Source organism: Nocardia sp. NPDC005745, from assembly GCF_040630775.1.
Taxonomy (GTDB): Bacteria; Actinomycetota; Actinomycetes; order Mycobacteriales; family Mycobacteriaceae; genus Nocardia.
Map to the genome: position 1 here is coordinate 74,572 of NZ_JBEXYF010000028.1, position 20,153 is coordinate 94,724.

Sequence of the window (20,153 nt, forward strand, 5' to 3'; positions counted from 1 at the left end):
CCGCCGGTCGTTCTGCCTGGCAGGGGTGCGGGCGGGTTCGGTAGAGGTCAGGTCTGGGGTAGCCAGCGCCCGCGGCCACCCCAGACCCAACACCTCTCAGTGTGCGAAGAACGCATCCTCGGACGGCTTCGGTTTGCAGGGGTTTGCGCGTTCGAAAAGCCGTGCCGATTCAGCCGGGATGAACTACGTTCTCACCGCGCGGAAGTTTCCGGCGGAAGCCCGGACGGTCGCTGCGTTCGAGTCGCGTTCGCGGAAGGCGCCTCTCCGGTGAGGCGGCCGGTCCGGCTCATCCCGAGGAACATCGAGCCCAGGCCGAGCAGCACAGCGATTGCGCCGGCGACCACGTTGTTCCAGATCGTCGACGTGGTGTCGACGTCGCCGCTGACCACCCAGGGAGCCAGGATCGTCCAGAGGCCGAGCAGTGGCGCGGCCCAGACGATGCCATGGGTCCGGCCGTAAACCGAGGCGAATCCGAAGGCCAGCATCGCCAAGGCGATGCCCACGACGAGGTTGTTGACGGTCAACGTCGAGAACCCGTTGAACCCCACGACCCACGGGGAGATCGCGATGTAGAGCCCGGTCAGGAACATCAGGCCGGTGACCGCTTGGGCGTCGGGCGCCTCCGAGGCGCGCTCGTACTTCTCCCGCAACTCCACGATGTCGGGATGCCGACTCATCATGGTTTCACTACTCATACTCTCCACCACCCTTCAGACGTAGTGGCGAATCGAAGCTCTCCCGAGCCGGGCGGCCGCGATCAGTTCCGCAACGCGGCCGGTCCTGATCGCCGCTCACTGATATATCACCCTGTGATAGTATCACTCCATGATGGATGAGTCGATGCCATCGCCTCAGCACCTCAGCGATCAGGAGTACTCGCGGCTGCTGGCGTTCCGGGCCGGGCTTCGCCGGCTCCTGCGGTGGAGTGAGCGCCGGGCGGCCGAAGTGGGGCTCACCGATACGCAGCACCAACTGCTGCTGGCGATCCGCGGGCATTCCGCCCCGGGCGGGCCGACCATCGGAGAGATCGCAGGCTACTTGTCCGCCCGCCACCACAGCGTGGTGCAACTGATCGATCGCACCGAGCAACTCGGCCTCGTCGCCCGCAAGCGAGGGCAGGGTAACGACCGCCGCGTCGTCCACCTCACCCTCACCGAGGCGGGCAACGAAATCCTGGCCCTGCTCAGCGCCACACATGTGGAAGAACTCCAGCGACTGACCCCGCTGCTCGGCACCCTCGACGACCTACCCGCCGTGCCGCAGGCAGGATGAGCCTGCCGGACCCACCCGCGACCGAGAGGCGGTAGGCGAGACGGCCACTCTCAGTCGGTACGCGGACAGGCCGTGACCGGTGTTCAGCGCAGAGTGAGTGGGATCTCGGAATCGACGCGGGTCAGTTTCTGCGGGTTGCGGACGTAATAGAGGCCGGCGATACGGGTGTCATCAACGCGCATCGCGATGACGCCGTCGAGTCCTCCGTCCACGTACAGAGCCAATGCGGGACTGCCGTTGACCGTGGTCGCCTCGACGGTGAGCGCGACGTCGTTTCTGGTGAGCCCGCCGACGATGAACCGGGCCACTTTCGCCGCACCGATGACCGGACGCGGTGTCGCCTGCTTGATGCCGCCTCCGTCGCTGATCGCCACGACGTCGGGGGCCAGTACGTCCAGCAGGCCGCGCAGGTCTCTGGTCTCGAGCGCGCGCCGGAACGCGGCGGCAGCCGTTTCGGCCTCTCGTGCGGTGACCGAGCGGCGCGGACGGCGGGCTTCGACGTGGCGGCGGGCGCGGTGGGCGAGCTGGTGGACGGCGGCGGGAGTCTTGTCGACCGCGGCCGCGATTTCGTCGTAGCCCATCCCGAATGCTTCGCGCAGCACGAACACCGCGCGTTCGGTCGGGGTCAACGTCTCCAGCACGAGCATCAGCGCCATCGAGACGCTTTCGGCGAGTTCGACATCGGCGGCCACATCCGGCGTGGTGAGCAGTGGCTCGGGCAACCAGGAACCCACGTAAGCCTCCCTGCGGCGTTTCATCGACCGCAGCCGGTTGAGCGCCTGACGGGTGGTGATCCGGACCAGATAGGCACGGGCGTCGTCGACGTGCGCCGCGTCGACCGCCACCCAACGCAACCACGTCTCCTGGAGGACGTCGTCGGCATCGGCCGCCGATCCGAGCATCTCGTAGGCGACGGTGAAGAGCAGGTTGCGGTGGGCGACGAACGTTTTCGTCGCCTCCACCGTGGCGTGGTCGCGACCCGCTCCCGCACCGTCGGCCCGCCGCGACTCGCCGGGTTCATTTGCTGTGTCCATCCAGTCTTCTCCGTCCGTCGGGGGCCGTGCGACGCCGGTTGTCGCTGCCGCGTGCGGCAGCCTCCGCGCTCAGGGGGCGCTGCCGCACATCGTGCAGTCGAAGTCACCGGCGGGATCGGCTAGGCGACCGGTGACGCGGTGACGCTACGCCGGGCTTCCAGCAGAGACGGCCTGTGCTTGCCGTCCTTGAACCAGGAATGCGACCCGGGCTTACGCGCCTCGTTCACCAGGTGTTCGACGCTGGAGGCGCAGGAGAACTCCTTGAGCTTCTTGCCCACCGGCCCGCTGAAATAGAGCCGCAGCGCGGTGTCGTCCTTGCGGGCGAGCTGGAAGATCCCGGCGCCGCGGCCGAAGCTGATGCACATGGCGGGGAACGACAGGTCGATCGGCGCCGGCCGGTCACCCGCGATGCGGTGCAGCACGGTGTCCGCGGCATGGGCGCCGAGGCAACCCGCGGCGTAGGCGCTCATCCGGAACGGCAGATCCGACGGTGCCGCCGAATCGCCCGCCGCGACGATGCGCTCGTCGTCGACGCTGGTCAGGGTCTCGTCGGTGAGCAGACGCCCGGCGCTATCGGTGCTCAGCCTGCTGCGGGCGGCCAGATCCGGAACACCGAAGCCCGCGGTCCAGATGGTGACCCGGCTCGCCAACATGCGGCCGTCGGCGAGTTCCACGGCCTCCCGCGTCACCGCGGCGACCGCCGAGTCCGGGCCTTCCAGCACGCTGACCCCCAGCTCGGCGAGATACTTACGGGCTGTGCGCCGAGCCTTCGGATGCAGATAGGGGCCGAGGATCCCGCCGCTGACCAACGTGACGCCGCGCCCCCGCTCGGCGAGTTCGGCGGCGGTCTCGATGCCGGTCGGACCGCCCCCCACGACCGTCACCGCAGCCGCCATGGGCGTGTCGAAGAGCACCGACCGCAACCGCTGCGCCGCCTCCAGGGTCGCGACCGGGTAGGCGAACTCGGCCGCGCCCGGCACCCGCGGGCCCGCACTGCCGCTGCCCACCGCGTAGATCAGGTAGTCGTAGCGGATCTCGTCGCCCTCCGCCATCGTCACCCGGCGCCCGGCCGCGTCGATTCCGGTCACGCTGTCGACGACCAGCCGCACGTTCTCGGCGAGGACTTCGGCATAGTCGACGACCGCATCGTGGGTTCCGCCCACCAGTTGGTGCAGACGCAGCCGCGGCACGAAGAGCGGGCGGGGATTGATCACGGTCACCGCGATGTCGTCACGCTGCGTGAGACGGTTCGCCGCCATCACGCCGGCATATCCGCCGCCGATGACGACCACATGGATGTTCTTGCTCATGGTGTCTCCTTCGCTCCGAGAGGCTCGGGAACAAGACACCGCCGGGGCGCACATCCTGACACGTTGTGATGCAGGTCACTCGATAGCGGGTCGAAGACCCCCGGGATTTGGGCAGGCCGCTCCGAACCACGCGTGGCAACGCTCTCGTCACCGCCGCTCAGCCGTCGAGGACAGATGCGGCCGGCGTGGCGAAGTCGGCGTTTCGCGAGGACACTGAGGTCGTAGCGCCCACCTCGTCCCCAGGAGCACATGATGCCAACCAACGGACCTTTCGGCATCGATCCGGAAGATTTCGAACGCGCACTGCGTGGGGCGGGAACCGAACTCCGCGACCTGCTCGGGAAAGCCGGCGTATACCTCGACCGCGTCGACCACGCGAGCCTCGGTTCACTGGCGTCGCTGTTCGGTCAGTTCGTCCAGCCGGAGCGGCCACGTCCACCGGAACCCGAGGGCGAGATCACCGGTGAGACGGGCAGCGGGGTATGGGCGATCTACAGCATCGACGACACCGGCGAGGCCAGGATCGACCAGGTCTTCCCGAGCGAACTCGAGGCCTTACGCGCACATCGCGACAACACCGATGATCGCCGTCGAGTGCGGTTTCTCCCCTACGGGGTTCCGGCAAGCGTGTTGGACGCACCCTGACGCGCAGACTTGCTCCACGAGTTGGGATCGGCCGATGTCGCTTCCGGTTCCGCAGTGTCGTGCGACAACCTCGGGCTTGCGGTCGGCGTCGCAATAGGAGGAGTTGTAGACCTGCATGCGTCGCCACCGCCGCTACAGGGCCACCCGCGCGAGGTGTGGAGGCATGGAGACGCGACTGACAATACTTAGTCGCCCGGCGCGGAAACCACCGTTGACCTGGTTTTTTTGAGCCGCCTGGGGGAATCGAACCCCCGACCTTTTCATTACGAGTGAAGCGCTCTACCGACTGAGCTAAGGCGGCGTGCCTTTCGGCCAAGCGAGTCTATCCTTTCGCGGCCCGATCGCGAAAACAGGTGGTCACGGTCACTGTGCGCGGGCCGCGATGAGGGCGGCGGCCATGGCGGCGAGGGCGAAACGGGGTTTGACGTTCAGGTCGAGCGCGGTACGGCAGGCGAGCACGGCCTCGATGGACTTCAGCAGGCCTTCGGGGGGCACACGCTCGGCCAAGTCGTGGATCTCGTCGGACAAGTCCGGGTGGGTGAGCGCGATGCCGGAGCCGAGCCGGGTGGCGCCGAATCGGACGGCCAGCGCGTCCCGATAGACGCCCGCCACGTCGATCAAAGCGCGATCGAGTGCGTCGCGGCCGGTGCGGGTCGCGCGGGACTTCTGCCGCCGCTCCAAGTCCTTCAGCACGCCGGCGGAGCCGCGAGTCGCGCTCGCCGCGCCCTTGCCGGTGCCGCCCGCGCCCATCGCGGTCGCGAGTTCCTCGCGCTCGCGTTCGTCACGGGTCGCGCTCATCTGTTTGGCCTCGTCGTCGGCCGCGCGCACCAGCTCGTCGGCGGCGGCGTAGGCCGCGCCGGGCTTCCCGGCCGCGGTGACCAAGGCCAGTGCGCGCCGGCGGCGGGCCCGCGCCTCCTCGTCGGTGGCGAGCCTACGGGCACGGCCGACATGCCCGCCGCTGATGGAGGCGGCCCAGTTCGCGGTCTTCTCGTCGAGGTTGTCGCGTTCCCGCAGCACCCGCGCGATAGCGGGCACCGACGGCGTCACCAAATGCACGTGCCGGCAGCGGGAGCGCAGTGTGATCGAGATGTCCTCGGGGTCGACCGAGGGGGCGCAGAGCAGGAACACCGTCCGTTCCGGCGGCTCCTCGACGACCTTGAGCAGCACGTTTCCGGCCGCCTCGGTCAATCGGTCGGCATCCTCGATGACCACCACCTGCCAGCGCCCGGTACTCGGCCTGCGCGAGGCCACCTGCACGATCTCGCGCATCTCCTTGGTGCTGATGCTCAGGCCCTCGGGCACCACCCGGCGCACATCTCCGTGCGTGCCCGCCATGGTCGTGGTGCAGGCGTGACACCTGCCGCACCCGGGTGTCCCCGAGTCGGTGCACTGCAACGCCGCCGCGAAGCACAGCGCCGCGACGGATCTGCCCGAGCCGGGCGGGCCGGTGAACAACCACGAATGCGTCATCGCGCCTTCGACCGCTCCCCCGCGCGCGGCTACGGCGGCAGCCGTCAACTCGGACTCGACCGCCTCCTGGCCGACCAACCGATCGAAGACTCCCGCCACGCCGTACACCCTATCGGCCCCTCCCGACAGTTTCGGGCCGATACCGGAGCACTCTCACCGCCGAACACGGCGCGCACTTCACGCCCGGCCCCTCCCGACCATTTCAGGCCGACACCGGAGCACTCTCACCGCCGAACACGGCGCGCACTTCACGCCCGGCCCCTCCCGACCATTTCAGGCCGACACCGAAGCACCGCAACGGCGACGGGCGCACTCCCCCGCACGGCAGACTCGGCCCGCAACAGCCGTGCTGATCCGCCGCCGTCCCCGGATCGCGTCCACATACGCGCCCCCGTCATGATGGATCGAAACGTCGCGCAGCCCGAACCGACTGGGGGAGGCACTCGCATCGCCCCAAGAGCTTCTGCGCACCAGGTGATGCGCGGGAAAACACCTTCGGGACAGGAATCACCGAGATCTCGCAGCGGCCACGGCAAGTCGGCGCACGCGACAGACCTGCCCGAGGCTAGGAGGCGCGCTGGTGTGTGCTGTTCGCCCCGTCCAGCGCCTCACGGATGATGTCGGCGTGCCCCGAGTGATGCGCGATCTCCCGCAGGATGTGCAGCACCGTGTAGCGCACCGACCACCAGATGCGCCCCGGAGTCCACGGTGTCGTCGGAGTGGGGATCGAGGTGTCGAGGCTGTCCACGGAGCGGATCAGCTCGGCCGTCGCCGCGGCAACCTCGTCCCAGGTGGCCAGCAGGCCTGCCACGGTCTCCTCGGGGGCCATCACGTACTCGGCGCCGAACTGCGAGACATCCAGTTCCGCGTTCTCGTCCCGCCGCACGATCACCGACGTCCAGTGCCGTTCGCAGCTGACCAGGTGGTGCAGCAACCCGCCCAGGGTCAGCTCGCTCACCGTGGTTCGCTTCCGCGCCTGCTGGTCGTCGATGCCACGCAGGGTGATGCGGAAGATCTCGCGCTGGTCGGCGAGCATCGCGATCAGATCCTCGCGCTCCTGTTCGGTACTCATGGCGCTCAGGCTACGGCTATCGCCACGCGCCGAGAACTCACGACTTCCCGACGCCGGTCTTCTTCGCCGCCGTCTTCTGCGCTGCGGTCTTCTTGGCCACCGTCTTCGTAGTGGTCGCCTTCTTGGCGGCGGTCTTCTTGGCCGCGGCCTTCTTGGCGGGAGCCTTCTTCGCCGCTGCCTTCTTGGCGGTCTTCTTCACCGGTCCGCGAGCCCGCCGGTCGGCGAGCAGTTCCATGGCCCGTTCCGGGGTGATCGACTCGATCTCGTCGCCCTTGCGCAGCGTCGCGTTGGTCTCGCCGTCGGTGACGTACGGACCGAAGCGGCCGTCCTTGATCACCATCGGCTTGCCGCTGGCCGAGTCGTTGCCGAGTTCACGCAGCGGGGCGGCGCTGGACGCCTGCCGCCCACGGCGTTTCGGCTCCGCGTAGATCTTCAGCGCCTCCTCCAGCGTGACGGTGAAGATTTGATCCTCGGTGTTCAGCGACCGCGAGTCGGTGCCCTTCTTCAGGTACGGCCCGTAACGCCCGTTCTGCGCGGTGATCTCCTCACCGCTCGCCGGGTCGGTACCGACCACACGCGGCAGCGACAGCAGCTTCAGCGCGTCGTCGAGCGTGATGGTGGCCAGGTCCATGGACTTGAAGAGCGAGCCCGTGCGCGGCTTCGGCGCAGCGGCCTTCTTCGCGGTCTTCTTGGCGGGTTCCTGCCCCTGCTCGACCTGCGGTTCGGGCAGGACCTCGGTGACATACGGGCCGAAACGCCCTTCCTTGGCGACGATTTCGTGCCCCGACTCGGGATCGACGCCGAGCGAACGACCCTCCTGCGGCGTCGAGAACAGCTTCTCGGCGACTTCGGGGGTCAACTCGTCCGGCGGGAGATCGTCCGGCAGGTTGGCTCGCTGCGACACCGGATTACCCTCGGGGTCATCGGGATCTGCGACCATCCGCTCCAGGTACGGCCCGTACTTGCCGACCCGGACCACGACATCGCGTCCGTCGGCATCGCTGAACAGCTTGATGGAGTTGATCTCGCGCGCGTCGATGTCGTCGAGCCGCTCCCCCACCATCTTCTTCAGACCGCCGGACCGCGCGACCGACCCTTCCACACCGTGATCGCCGCCGAAGTAGAAGCTGGACAGCCAGTTTCCCCGCTGCTCGCGTCCACCGGCGATGGCGTCGAGATCGTCCTCCATGGCAGCGGTGAAGTCGAAATCGACCAGTCGGCCGAAATGCTCCTCCAGCAAGCCGATCACGGCGAAAGCCACCCACGACGGCACCAGCGCGCTGCCGCGCTTGTAGACGTAGCCGCGGTCGAGAATCGTCTTGATGATCGACGAATACGTCGACGGGCGGCCGATGCCGAGCTCTTCGAGCGTCTTGATCAGCGACGCCTCGGTGTAGCGCGCGGGCGGGTTGGTGCTGTGCCCATCGGGATTCAGCTCGACCGCCGTCACCGCCTGGCCTTCGTCCAGCGCGGGCAGTCTGGACTCGGCGTCGTCGGACTGGCCGCCCGCCTCCTCGTCGACGCTCTCCACATACGCCTTCAGGAAGCCGGGGAAGGTGATGGTGCGGCCCGAAGCGGAGAACACGCACTCCTCGCCGGTGCCCGCGACGCCGGTGATGCGCAGCGTCAGCGTGGTGCCCCTGGCGTCGGCCATCTGGGAGGCGACCGTGCGCTGCCAAATGAGTTCGTAGAGCCGGAACTCGTCGTTGTCCAACCGCGCGTGCAACTGACCGGGCGTGGCGAACGTGTCGCCCGCCGGACGGATCGCCTCGTGCGCCTCCTGCGCGTTCTTCACCTTGCGGGTGTACTGCCGTGCGGTCGGGTGCACGAACTCCGAGCCGTAGAGCTGGGTGGCCTGCGCACGGGCCGCGGCGATGGCCGACTCCGACAGCGTCGTGGAGTCGGTACGCATGTAGGTGATGTAGCCGTTCTCGTACAACCGCTGCGCCACCCGCATGGTCCGCTCGGAGGTGAAACGAAGTTTGCGTCCCGCCTCCTGTTGCAGCGTCGAGGTCATGAACGGCGGATAGGGCTTGCGCGTGTACGGCTTGGCCTCCGCCGAGGAGACCACCAGGTCGGCGCCGTCCAGTGCCTCGGCCAGCCGCCGCGCGTAGCCCTCGTCCAGGACGACGACCCCGCTCGCGGCCTTGAGCTGCCCGTCCGATCCGAAATCGCGCCCCGTGGCGACCCGCGCGCCGTCGACGGTGACCAGACGGGCGCCGAAGGTCCTCGGATTGGTGGCGTCGCCCTCCTCGCCGTTGCCCGCGTCCAGCTTGGCGGCGATGTCCCAGTACTCGGCGGAACGGAACGACATTCGCTCACGTTCGCGCTGCACGATCACCCGGGTGGCCACCGACTGCACGCGGCCCGCCGACAACCGCGGCATGACCTTCTTCCACAGCACGGGGCTGACCTCGTAGCCGTAGAGCCGGTCCAGGATGCGGCGGGTCTCCTGCGCGTCCACCAGATCGTTGTCGAGGTCACGGGTGTCCGCGGCGGCGGCCTGGATGGCGGGTTCGGTGATCTCGTGGAACACCATCCGCCGGACCGGCACCTTGGGTTTGAGCGTTTCCAGCAGGTGCCAGGCGATCGCCTCGCCCTCGCGGTCGGGGTCGGTGGCCAGGTAGAGCTCGTCCGCGTCTTTCAGCAGGCTCTTGAGCTCGGTGACCTTGGCCTTTTTATCCGGGCTGACGACGTAGATGGGTTCGAAGTCGTTGTCCACATCCACGCCGAGGCGCGCCCATGACTGGCCCTTGTACTTGGCCGGGACATCCGCCGCACCACGCGGCAGATCCCGGATATGACCGACCGACGCCTCGACCGTGTAGTTACGACCCAGGTACGGCGCGATCTTGCGGGCCTTGGTCGGGGACTCGACGATCACGAGACGACGCAGGGCACGGCCCTGGTCGGCTGCACCGCGGTCTCGTGTTGCCACCGGCGAATACACCTTTCCTGATCGACCCGCGCTGCGTAGTTTCCGCTGTGCGCGGCTTGGGGTGAGCGGCTGCGACGGCTGAACGTCGCACCAGACACGTTTATACCGTGACGCCGCGTGTGGTCGAGTGCTTCCGACTCGAACCACTGAGCGTACGCCCGCCAGTTCGAATCAGTATGCCTTGTCGTTTCGCCACACCTGCGCCGCGGCATGCTCGGCGGACCGATCCGCCGGCGCACACGGGCCGTGACTACCCCAGATATAGCTCATCCCTCACCCCGTTACCGGTGGTGAGGGACGAGCTGTGGATCTCGCGCCGCTCAGCTGAGCGCACGCACTCCGGTGGCCTGCGGGCCCTTGGTGCCCTGGCCGACCTCGAACTCGACCTTCTGGTTCTCCTCGAGGGTGCGGAAACCCGAACCCTGGATCTCGGAGTAGTGGACGAAGACGTCAGCGGAGCCGTCCTCCGGCGCGATGAAGCCGAACCCCTTCTCCGCGTTGAACCACTTCACAGTTCCCTGTGCCATTCTGTTCCTTCTCTTTTCTTACCGGAACGGCGGACAACTGGGTTCGTCCACCGGGTCCGTTCCGACCGCTGTACTGTTGGTTCCCCCTGCAGGAAAGCACCAAGCACACCGTTCGCAACATCGATCCTGCTGACGGTTTGGACTTTGGATCCGTCCCTCGAACACAGAAGCTTGCGACCAGGAACCAGTGAACCATGTCTTCGGGCAATTCAACAGTCGAGTTACCGACAATTTGCAAAAAAGTTGATCTTGCGAATGCGCAGGTGAGGGACACAATGGTGGAATCCAGACTTGGGGTTCGTTTGCTTGGTGATAACCGAGTCGACGTTCAGCAAAGAAGCTGTGACCCAGGTCGCTATTTGGTATCGAAATGGCAGGTAGGGGTTGCCGGACGCACACGTTTCACACTTCCGGAGCGTGTTGCGGGGTTCGCGTCGTGAATCAGCCGTACTCAGCGCTGCGTGGACGGCCTCCCTCAGGGCTCAGCTACGGGGCATCGTTGCTGAATCGTGTCCTAACGGGGGTGCCGGACAACGATCCTCGGCTGACGCATGTGGTCGAGTTGCCCGCGCGGGCCGCGGCACACTCCGCCTGGCCCGCCTGGGCATCACCGGATGTGGTTGCGGCATTACGCGACACGGGCCTCGACGCGCCGTGGCGCCATCAGGTGGAGATGGCGGATACGGCGTTCCACGGACAGCACGTGGTGGTGAGCACCGGGACCGCCTCGGGCAAATCGCTCGGTTACCAGCTTCCGGTGCTCACGGCGCTGCAAGCCGATCCGAAGGCCACCGCGCTGTATCTGTCGCCGACGAAGGCGCTCGGCGCCGATCAACTGCGCGCGACCGGCGCGCTCACGCACGAAGGTCCGTTGCGCGATATCCATCCGGCCACCTACGACGGCGATACGCCTGGCCAGATCCGACAGTGGGTACGCGCCAACGCGCGGTGGATCTTCACCAATCCGGACATGCTCCACCTGGGCATACTGCGATCCCACCAGCGCTGGGCGCGCGTACTGCGCAGGCTGCGTTATGTAGTGGTCGACGAATGCCACGCCTACCGAGGTGTTTTCGGCTCGCATGTCGCCCTGGTGCTGCGCAGGCTGCGGCGGATCGCCGCACGATACGGCGCGGACCCCGTGTTCGTGCTCTGCTCGGCGACCTCGGCCGAACCGGCGGCGGCCGCGTCGCGCCTGATCGGCGCGCCGTGCGCCGCGGTCACCGCGGACGGATCGCCGCAGGGGCCACGGACCGTCGCGCTCTGGGAACCGCCCTTGCTCACCGCGTTCACCGGCGAGAACGGCGCGCCGGTGCGCAGGCCCGCCACCGCGGAAGCGGCGCGGATCATGGCTGATCTGGTGGCCGAAGGCGCTCGGACCTTGACCTTCGTCCGCTCGCGCCGAGCCGCCGAGCTCACCGCGATGGAGGCCAGAAGACTGCTGGCCGAGATCGATCCGGACTTGGCCGCGCGTGTGGCGTCCTACCGCGCGGGATATCTCGCGGAGGACCGGCGTGATCTGGAAGCGGCCTTGTCGGACGGATCGCTACTGGCCGCCGCGACGACCAACGCCTTGGAACTCGGCGTCGATATCGCGGGGTTGGACGCCGTGGTCATCTCCGGTTTTCCCGGAACGGTCGCGTCGTTCTGGCAGCAGGCCGGACGGGCCGGGCGACGCGCTCAGGGATCGCTCGTGCTGCTCGTCGCGCGGGACGACCCGTTGGACACCTACCTGGTCCACCACCCGGAAGCTCTGTTGGACAAGCCGGTCGAGGCCACCATCACCGATCCGCGCAATCCCTACGTCCTAGGGCCGCAGCTGCTGTGTGCCGCGCTCGAACTGCCGCTCACCGACGCCGAGGTGGACGAACTCGGCGCAGGTGAGGTCCTTGCCGAGTTGGCGGCGAAAGGATTGATCAGGCGGCGCGGAACCGAGGATCGCGCGCGCTGGTACGTGACCGCGGAGACGCAACCGCACGACGCGGTGGATGTCCGGGGCGGCATCGGCGCACCGGTAGCCATCGTGGACGGCGAAACCGGCAGGCTGCTCGGCACCGCGGATGCGGGACGGGCCCGGGCCACGCTGCATCCCGGCGCCGTTCACCTCCACCAGGGCGAGACCTACGTGGTCGACGAGCTGGATCTCGACGACGGCGTGGCCTTCGTGCACGCCGCCGAGCCAGGATGGACCACCAGCGCGCGTCAGGTGACCTCGATAGCCATCGATGCGGTGACCGATCGCCGCTCTCACGGTCACGTGACGGCCGGGCTGGCGCGGGTGCGGGTTACCAGTCAGGTGATCGGCTACCTGCGCACGCTGGTCACCGGTGAAGTGCTCGACCTGGTCGAACTCGACCTACCGCCGCAGACACTGCCCACCAGGGCGGTCATGTACACGGTGACACCACAACTGCTGGCACTGGCCGGAATCGAACCCCAGGACGTGCCCGGAGCGCTGCATGCGGCCGAGCACGCGGCAATCGGGCTGTTGCCCCTGGTGGCGACCTGCGACCGGTGGGACATCGGCGGCGTCTCCACCGCCGAGCATCCGGACACCGGGCTGCCGACCGTCTTCGTCTACGACGGCCAGGCCGGCGGAGTCGGGTTCGCCGAGCGCGGCTTCGCCCAGCTGCGGCAGTGGCTTTCGGCCACCCTGTCGGCCATCGAGTCGTGCGGCTGCGCGGCCGGCTGTCCGTCCTGCGTCCAATCACCCAAGTGCGGCAACGGGAACCACCCGCTGGACAAGGCGGCAGCGGCACGCCTGCTCACTGCGGTGCTGACCGAACTGTCCGCCGGCGCGGAGGCATCGCACGATTCGTGACGGCGCAGAGTCGGACGCGTGACCAATTGTCGACCTTGCCAGCGCGCACGCTGGGAAGACTGGGAAACCTCCTAGTGGAGGGACACCGCTTCGCCCTCCGGGAATAAAAAGGATTAGTTTCATGTTAACTAGAGTATTGCCACTGGCTCCATTGCCCACATGCGCATTCATCGGTATTTGATATCCGGACCCGCGCGGGGAATTCCACGGGCCTGCTTTTAACCGGCCAGTAGAATTACCGATTTCCGCTACCGGACGCGACGCAAGGGCGACCGTGTATCGAACTCGTCAGCCTTCAACCGGACCGGCCCGCGCACTCGCTCGAACGACGCGATCGCCATACAGACCTATTGGTACATTCCTTTCCACAGCGACCGTGAGGTCCCACTCCGCAACCTCACAGTCGCGGATTCGTGTTCCCATCCGCCGCGCCGCCTCGTCCGCCTCCGCGCATGCGGCTTCGACGCCGGCCACCAACGCGCCCGCCCCCGCGAGCGCCGCCGAATCCGCGGCTGCCTGCGCCCGATGCCGCGCCACCACCACGGTGCCCACCTGGGCGACCAAGAGCGTCACACCGATCAGCCCTACGAGCGCCAGGCAGGTGAAGACTGTGGCCAACCCGTCCTCCCTGGATGCGCGTCGTGGACTCCTGGCCACGGATGCCTCCCGCCAGGCCGACAACTCTCGTGATGCGCGGCGTTGCCCATGCGGGAGCACGCCGTGGGTGCCCCCTTTCACTTCGCGACCCCGGGTTCGAGCGTCGCGACCGCTTCCGCGCGGAGGGTGAGCAGCGGTAACAGTGGAGTTCCTGCGGAGACCACGGCTATGGCACGAGTGCCCTCGATGCGGAGTGCGATGTCGGCCGAGGGCGGGGCGATGCGCTCGGCCGCCGGGCGAGCGTTGGCATGATCGCCCCGAGCGGCGAGGCGGGCCGCCTCGCGGGCGGCGTCGACACAGCGGACCTGCGTCGACGCCGCCAGTAAAGCTCCGAGGCAGAGCACGACGGCCGCCATGAGCGCGGTCAATGCGAGCGCGGCCTCGACCGTCACCGCTCCCCGATCGTCGCGCGGTCCCGGCGCGGCACGGCATCGTTCGGCCGCCGCGACGCCTACACCGACGTGTTGAGCGCCCGATCGATGATATTCGTCAGCGCGTTCACGATGCTGTCGCCGGTCACCACGCCGTAGAGCACGGCGCCGAATGCCGCCGCCGCGATCGTGCCGATCGCGTACTCCGCCGTGCTCATGCCGTCCTCCGCGACCACCGCCCGTAGCACTCGCACACGCAAGTCCATATATACAGCCCTCATCTTCCGGCCCATGGACCTCGCGACCCCCTGGATACGCACCCCATTCCTCCTTTCCGACCCGTGCGGCCGCTCCGCACGGGCACGCTTGTTCCGAAGCGGTCCGCGGCGCGTGCCGCCGTCTCGGAGTCACCTCGCCGCCGCCGATCCGCACACCCGGATCAGGCGAACGCTCGCCTCGCGAAATGCCCGGCGGCGCCACCTCGCCCTGCCGAACCGCCGACCACGCCCATGCACCGCCGCACCGTGCTCCCCCGAGCCCGTCACACTTCCGAGCCGACACTGTCGGGTCGCGAGGCCACGGCACGTCGCGGAATGACAGCGATCCGCTCACACCCCGTCTGCTGTCACACCCGCGCACCGCCGCGCCCTGAACCGCCGAACCCGTCCGCAAGCACCGCGTGCTTCGAGCCGATCTCGTGGAAGGCAAAGCCGCGGGATGCCGCAGGATCACAACAGTCCGCCGTCGAGCACTCGTCCTGCCAAGCCGATGACCACCGGCACTATGCCGAGGCAAACGAAGGCCGGGAGGAAGCACAGACCCAACGGCCCGCCGATCAGGACACCCGCGCGCTCCGCCTTCGCGGCTGCCGTGTCTTCGACCGCGGACCTCTGCTGCTCGGCCAGTTCCAGCACCGCGGCCGCCAGAGATGACCCGGAGCGTGCCGAGCGGCGTGCCATCCGGGCCAGTGACTCGATCTCGTCGGCCCCGGGACGCCCATTCGCGTCGCGCGCCACCTGTTCCCAGACCGTGGCCGCGTCGGCGCCCAATGCGAGCAGGTCCGCAGCGCGTCGCAATGCTTCGCCGAGCGCTTCGGGCGCCTCCGGCGCCACCGCCCGCGCCGCGCTTGCCATGGGCAGCCCGGCCCGCAGGCAGGCGGCCAGCAGATCGAGAACCGAGGCGACGGCCAGCGGATCCATCCCCTTGTTCGCTCGGCGCGACGACTCTGTCGGCCCACGGTGGGCTCGGCCGAGGACGGGTAGCCGCCGGCTTACGGCGACCCGCCCCGGGAGCAGGACGAGCGCCACCGCTACCAGCAATAACGGCAGCGCCGCATGCGGGGTGAACGCCATCATCAGCCTCCTTCACCTGCCCTGTGGTGCGAGAACCGCAGATGGCAGAAACGACCGCTGACACCGACGGTCCTGCGAACCTCCACGTCTCGCCGACGGATTTCCACGCATCGCGTATCGACGCCGACATCGAAAGCGGTGGGTCGGCTCGGATATTCGGCCGCTCGCAGCCGACCGTCGTAAGCGTCTTCATAGCAGCACCTTTCGCGTGATCACATCGGTCCACAGCAGGCCCGCGCAGGCCAGGCCCGCGCCGAGCGGAAGCAGCACCGTCCCTGCGGACGAGGCGAAGAGGACGTGCAGCGGCGCTGCGCCCATCATTTGGCCGAGGGCGATGCCGAGAAGCGGCAGGCAGGCGAGGACCGCGGCAGTGGCGCGCGCACCGGCCAGCGCGGCTGTGGTGCGGCCGTGGAATCGAAGGCGGCCCGCGAGATCCGTTCGGGCTGCCGACAGCAACTCGGCCAGTGCCAGGCCATGCCGCTCGGCCACCTGCCAAGCGCCCGCGACCCGGGAAAGTTCTTCGGTGATCAAGGAATCCGGTCTGCGCAGGCCCTCCGCCGCCGAGCCACCGAGCCGGCTGCGTGCGGCGCCGATGGCGAACGCGCGTGCCGATTCGCCGCGCACCTCACGCGCGGCGGTCTCGGCGGCGGCGCTCGGGTGCGCCCCCACCCGCAATTCGGCGATCACGGCCTCCAAAGCGTCGAGCAGATGTCCTTGCTCGGCGCTCCTGCGCCGGTCCCGCGCCGCCCGGCGGGCACGCAACCCGACCGTTCCGCTGACCAGGCCGGCCGCGAGGAAAGGACCAGGGCCGAAGACGAGGAGCACAACCACCACGCCTGCGCTCGCAACTGCGCGAAACAGCTTTTCGCGCTCCGGCATCCGATACACGGCTCGCGCGGTCGACAACCGCCCGAACCGGCGGCGCGACCGCGACGCCGGGACGACGATCAACGCCAACGCGAGACACAACATCGCGCCGCTCATCGGTCGAGCCGTTCGGCGAGCAGGCTGGACAGGTCCGTGGCGGCGGGAGCCGCATCCGTGTCGTGCCAGGCGGGCGTGATCTGCACGTGTCCCTCGCCGCTTCGGTGCACGAGGCCGATCTCGCGTAAGCCGCGCGAGCCGTCGGATCGACGGTGCACGTGCAGGACGACCTGCACCGCGGCGGCGAGCTGGCTGTGCAAGGCAGCTCGATCCATTCCGCCCAAGGCGGCGAGAGCTTCCAAACGGGCCGGGACTTCTCGCGGTGAGTTGGCGTGCACGGTGCCCGCTCCGCCGTCGTGACCGGTGTTCAACGCGGTCAGCAGGTCGACCACCTCGGCTCCCCTGACCTCGCCGACCACGATCCGGTCCGGCCGCATGCGCAGCGCTTGGCGGACCAGGTCGCGCACGGTGATCTCACCGACGCCCTCCACGTTCGCGGTCCTGGCGACCAGCCGGACCACGTGCGGATGCGGTGGCGCGAGTTCCGCCGCATCCTCGACGCAGACGATCCGCTCGGAGGGATCCACCGTGGCGAGCAGGCCGGACAGCAGCGTCGTCTTGCCTGCGCCGGTGCCACCGACCACGAGGAATGCCAACCTCGCCCGGACGATTCGTTTCAGCAGGACCTTCGCGTCGGCGGGCACCGCGCCCGCCGCCGCGAGCGCGTCGAGTCCCTGCGTAGCGGGACGAAGTACCCGCAGCGACAGACAGGTGCCCCCGTGCGCGACCGGCGCGAGGACCGCGTGCAAGCGGACACCGAAGGAATCCCCCAGTGCCGCGCCGGTTCCCGTCAGCCGGCCGTCCACCCATGGTTGTGCGTCGTCGAGCCTTCGCCCGGCCGACAATGCCAGGCGCTGCGCCAGCCGCCGTACCGCGGCCTCGTCGGAGAACGTGATCGAAGTCCGCTCCAGACCGTGCCCGCGATCGATCCACACCGCGTCGGGACCTGTCACCAAGACGTCCGCGACGTGCGGATCGTGCAGCAGCGGTTCGAGTACGCCCGCGCCGGTCAGCTCCGTCTGCAACAACCGCAGGGCGCGCAGCAGATCGGTGTCCCCGAGCACCCCGCCCGCCTCGGCGCGGATCGCAGCGGCGACCTGCGCCGGATCAGGATCGCCGGTCTCGGTGGCCAGTCGCTCCCGCACCCGATCCAGCAGCTCGGTGGTCAGTATCGCGCTCATCTTCCCCGCCTCACCTCCGCTGCCCAGGTGGTGCGCTGAGCACGCCGAGCACGGCGTCGGCGGCATCGCGCAACGGTCCGCGCCTACGGATCGAGATCCCGCCGCGCTCCAGCCGGTGCGCCAGACCGCTCTGGGCACGGACGGCGGCGAGCAGCGGAAGATCGAGTACCTCGGCGACCTCGGGCGCGCGCAGGCCACCGGGCGCCGGGCCGCGAACGATCAGGCCCTGGTTCGGGTTTCGGCGCGCGATGTGCGCGGACACCGCTTCGGCGGCGGCGACCGCCCGCAGGCGCGCCGGGACGACCAGCACCACGAGATCCGCCGAGTCGAGCATCTGGTCGGCATGCGGTCCGCGCTCACCGGAAATGTCGCAAACTACGAAATCGCCTGCGACACGGCCCGCCTCGATCACAGCGCGGACTCCGGCCGCACCGAGCTCGCGTGGCAATCGTCCCGCACCGCAGCGCCCGCAGGACAGTACCGCCAGTCCGGGCGCCGCGATGGGCAGGGCGCCGTGCAACGCGGTCGCGGAGACCCGCCCGTCCTCGATCACCAGATCGGGCCAGCGCAACCCAGCCGTGTTCTCGATACCGAGCAGCAGGTCGAGGCCACCCGCGAAGGGCGCGCCGTCCACCAGCAAGGTCTCGCGCCGGAACCCTTCCGCGGCGGCGCGCAGCGCGACCGCGACGGCCAAGGTGGATGCACCGGCTCCACCGCCCGCTCCCGCCACGGCGACCACCACACCATCGCCCGCACGTTGCTCGCCGTACTCGGCAAACATCTCGATAAGCCCCACCGCCGCGCCGGGCAGGGCGATAGCCCGCTCTGCCCCGACCGAGGCGGCGGCCTGCCAGTCGAGCAAGCCTGGCTCACCATCGGTTACCAACACCACGCCGGTCCGGCGCAGGTATCCCGCCGCGGCAGCCTCCCGCGCCGCATCGGTGTCGAGTACCACCAGCGGAGCACCCGTCCACGCATGCCTGCCGACCGGTTGGGTCCGCTCGTCGAGAGACCGTTCGGCGGCCGCCGCGATGCGCCGGACCTCCTCGCGCAGGCGGTCGTCATCGATGAGCACGAGAGCGGGCGGCGGCCCGGTCGGCTCCGATGCTTCGAGGTTCATGCAGGTCAGCGTCGCTGAACACGCACGGACAGAGAAGGGCAGATGTGCCGAATGTGGATAGCTTCCGGTTGTGGACAACTTCCGAGCCGGGCGTCCTACCGCACTGTCCCTGAAATAGAGGACGGCCCCAGCCGGGGGGGGAGGAGGCTGGGGCCGTCGGGGTTCAGCCCCGGGGGGTCGGGCTGAACGCGCCTGGACCATGTCCAGGTGTCAGCAATACTACACCCAAGCCCCGCCCACAACGCAAGTCTGCCGACGGACATCTTTGTGGCCCTCGTGGCTTCGGCGTCTACGGGGCAAACTCCACCGACGCGCCGTCCGCACGCCCGCCGCCGTTCGGAACACGCGTGCCGATCGGGCACGACCGACGTCTGTCCGCCGCCCACCTGCGGCGGATCGAAGGCAGGGAAGCCACACGACAGGCGCGGCAGACCCGATCCGCCGGTCCGCCAGGCCACCGCACCGGGCTGCCGAGATGATGCGGCCACGCACGAGGAGCGCCGTCCCGCAGCTCAGCGCCCCTCCGGAGGGAGGCGACTCCGCCGCCTATCCTGGTCAGGTGGACAACTCAGCCCCTACGGGTGGACGCGTCGCGGCCTTCTTCGATCTGGACAAGACCGTGATCGCGAAGTCGAGCACGTTCGTGTTCAGCAAGCCCTTCTTCGCGCAGGGGCTGTTGAACCGCCGCGCCGTCCTGGAGAGCAGCTACGCACATTTCCTGTTCCTGCTGTCCGGCGCCGACCACGACCAGATGGAACGCATGCGCGCCCACCTGACCAGCATGTGCGCGGGCTGGGACGTCGAACAGGTGAAATCCATTGTGGCCGAGACACTGCACGAGCTGGTCGATCCGCTGATCTACGCGGAGGCCGCCGACTTGATCGCCGACCACAAGATCCGGGGCCATGACGTTGTCATCGTCTCGGCCTCCGGCGAGGAGATCGTCGGTCCGATCGCCGAAGCGCTCGGCGCTTCACACACCGCGGCCACCCGGATGGTCGTGGCGGACGGGAAGTACACCGGCGAGGTCGAGTTCTACTGCTACGGCGAGGGCAAGGTCGCCGCTGTCGAAAAACTCGCCGCCGAGGAGGGTTACGACCTGTCGCGCTGCTACGCCTACTCCGATTCGATCACCGATCTGCCGCTGCTCGGCGCGGTGGGGCACCCCACCGCGGTCAACCCGGATCGCAATCTGCGCCGCGAGGCCACCGCACGTGGCTGGCCGATCCTGACCTTCTCCAACCCGGTATCGCTGTGGGCGCGCTTCCAGGCGCCGTCCTCGACGACGGTCGCGGCCACGGCCGCGGTCGGCTTGAGCGCGGTGCTGGCGGGCGCGATCAGTTACCGGATGCTGCGCCGCCGACGCTGATGTCCGCGCCGCTCGAGCACCTCGTGATAC

18 protein-coding genes and 1 tRNA gene are annotated in these 20,153 nt (G+C 68.7%); 4 read left to right on the forward strand and 15 right to left on the reverse strand.

Going from position 1 to position 20,153, the window contains the following annotated elements; all coding sequences use genetic code 11:
* Positions 1–191: 191 nt before the first annotated feature.
* Positions 192–695, reverse strand: a complete 504-nt coding sequence (locus ABZ420_RS26040; protein WP_357127670.1) for an SPW repeat protein — start codon at positions 693–695, stop codon at positions 192–194.
* Between the two features lie 145 nt (positions 696–840).
* Here ABZ420_RS26040 and ABZ420_RS26045 point away from each other — a divergent pair, with 145 nt between their 5' ends.
* On the forward strand, positions 841–1,272 hold the full coding sequence (locus ABZ420_RS26045; RefSeq protein WP_357127673.1) for a MarR family transcriptional regulator: 432 nt from the start codon (positions 841–843) through the stop codon (positions 1,270–1,272).
* Positions 1,273–1,355: 83 nt separating this feature from the next.
* Here the strand turns inward: ABZ420_RS26045 and ABZ420_RS26050 are convergent, their stop codons facing one another.
* Positions 1,356–2,306 carry an RNA polymerase sigma-70 factor gene (locus ABZ420_RS26050; protein ID WP_357127676.1) on the reverse strand — a complete coding sequence of 317 codons (951 nt, stop codon included), beginning with the start codon at positions 2,304–2,306 and terminating at the stop codon, positions 1,356–1,358.
* A 119-nt stretch (positions 2,307–2,425) separates the two neighbouring features.
* On the reverse strand, positions 2,426–3,616 hold the full coding sequence (locus ABZ420_RS26055; protein WP_357127679.1) for an FAD-dependent oxidoreductase: 1,191 nt from the start codon (positions 3,614–3,616) through the stop codon (positions 2,426–2,428).
* A 252-nt stretch (positions 3,617–3,868) separates the two neighbouring features.
* On the opposite strand from ABZ420_RS26055, the gene ABZ420_RS26060 reads away from it, so the two are divergent.
* Positions 3,869–4,261, forward strand: a complete 393-nt coding sequence (locus ABZ420_RS26060; protein ID WP_357127682.1) for a hypothetical protein — start codon at positions 3,869–3,871, stop codon at positions 4,259–4,261.
* 228 nt (positions 4,262–4,489) lie between these two features.
* Here ABZ420_RS26060 and ABZ420_RS26065 read toward each other — a convergent pair.
* From ABZ420_RS26065 to ABZ420_RS26085, 5 genes are all read right to left on the reverse strand, one after another.
* Positions 4,490–4,562, reverse strand: a tRNA-Thr gene (locus tag ABZ420_RS26065).
* A 62-nt stretch (positions 4,563–4,624) separates the two neighbouring features.
* Positions 4,625–5,830 (reverse strand): DNA polymerase III subunit delta', encoded by a 1,206-nt coding sequence (locus ABZ420_RS26070; RefSeq protein ID WP_357127685.1) that lies wholly within the window; start codon positions 5,828–5,830, stop codon positions 4,625–4,627.
* A gap of 466 nt (positions 5,831–6,296) precedes the next feature.
* The gene (locus ABZ420_RS26075) at positions 6,297–6,803 is read right to left on the reverse strand and encodes a DUF664 domain-containing protein (protein WP_357127688.1); all 507 of its coding nucleotides are present in this window, start codon (positions 6,801–6,803) and stop codon (positions 6,297–6,299) included.
* A 37-nt stretch (positions 6,804–6,840) separates the two neighbouring features.
* Positions 6,841–9,741 carry a type I DNA topoisomerase gene (topA, locus tag ABZ420_RS26080; protein ID WP_357127691.1) on the reverse strand — a complete coding sequence of 967 codons (2,901 nt, stop codon included), beginning with the start codon at positions 9,739–9,741 and terminating at the stop codon, positions 6,841–6,843.
* Between the two features lie 320 nt (positions 9,742–10,061).
* Positions 10,062–10,268, reverse strand: a complete 207-nt coding sequence (locus tag ABZ420_RS26085; protein ID WP_011206895.1) for a cold-shock protein — start codon at positions 10,266–10,268, stop codon at positions 10,062–10,064.
* A 523-nt stretch (positions 10,269–10,791) separates the two neighbouring features.
* Between ABZ420_RS26085 and ABZ420_RS26090 the strand changes: the two genes are divergently transcribed.
* Positions 10,792–13,089 carry a DEAD/DEAH box helicase gene (locus tag ABZ420_RS26090; protein ID WP_357127694.1) on the forward strand — a complete coding sequence of 766 codons (2,298 nt, stop codon included), beginning with the start codon at positions 10,792–10,794 and terminating at the stop codon, positions 13,087–13,089.
* Between the two features lie 288 nt (positions 13,090–13,377).
* On the opposite strand, the gene ABZ420_RS26095 is transcribed toward ABZ420_RS26090, so the two are convergent.
* The 7 genes from ABZ420_RS26095 to ssd all read right to left on the reverse strand — a co-directional run bounded on the left by ABZ420_RS26095 (position 13,378) and on the right by ssd (position 18,754).
* Complete coding sequence (locus ABZ420_RS26095; RefSeq protein WP_357127697.1) at positions 13,378–13,707, reverse strand: Rv3654c family TadE-like protein; 330 nt, start codon at positions 13,705–13,707, stop codon at positions 13,378–13,380.
* Between the two features lie 116 nt (positions 13,708–13,823).
* Positions 13,824–14,138, reverse strand: a complete 315-nt coding sequence (locus ABZ420_RS26100) for a TadE family type IV pilus minor pilin (RefSeq protein ID WP_357127701.1) — start codon at positions 14,136–14,138, stop codon at positions 13,824–13,826.
* 59 nt (positions 14,139–14,197) lie between these two features.
* Positions 14,198–14,398 carry a DUF4244 domain-containing protein gene (locus ABZ420_RS26105; RefSeq protein WP_357127746.1) on the reverse strand — a complete coding sequence of 67 codons (201 nt, stop codon included), beginning with the start codon at positions 14,396–14,398 and terminating at the stop codon, positions 14,198–14,200.
* 447 nt (positions 14,399–14,845) lie between these two features.
* Entirely contained in the window at positions 14,846–15,472 is a 627-nt protein-coding gene (locus tag ABZ420_RS26110; RefSeq protein ID WP_357127705.1) for a type II secretion system F family protein, read from the reverse strand.
* A gap of 186 nt (positions 15,473–15,658) precedes the next feature.
* The gene (locus ABZ420_RS26115) at positions 15,659–16,453 is read right to left on the reverse strand and encodes a type II secretion system F family protein (RefSeq protein ID WP_357127708.1); all 795 of its coding nucleotides are present in this window, start codon (positions 16,451–16,453) and stop codon (positions 15,659–15,661) included.
* Positions 16,450–17,634 (reverse strand): TadA family conjugal transfer-associated ATPase, encoded by a 1,185-nt coding sequence (locus ABZ420_RS26120; RefSeq protein WP_357127711.1) that lies wholly within the window; start codon positions 17,632–17,634, stop codon positions 16,450–16,452. The genes ABZ420_RS26115 and ABZ420_RS26120 overlap by 4 nt, the downstream gene beginning before the upstream one ends.
* 10 nt (positions 17,635–17,644) lie before the next feature.
* Positions 17,645–18,754, reverse strand: coding sequence for a septum site-determining protein Ssd (gene ssd / locus ABZ420_RS26125; RefSeq protein WP_357127714.1), 1,110 nt, complete (start codon positions 18,752–18,754; stop codon positions 17,645–17,647).
* A gap of 478 nt (positions 18,755–19,232) precedes the next feature.
* Here ssd and ABZ420_RS26130 point away from each other — a divergent pair, with 478 nt between their 5' ends.
* The gene (locus ABZ420_RS26130) at positions 19,233–20,123 is read left to right on the forward strand and encodes an HAD-IB family hydrolase (RefSeq protein WP_357127749.1); all 891 of its coding nucleotides are present in this window, start codon (positions 19,233–19,235) and stop codon (positions 20,121–20,123) included.
* Positions 20,124–20,153: the final 30 nt, after the last annotated feature.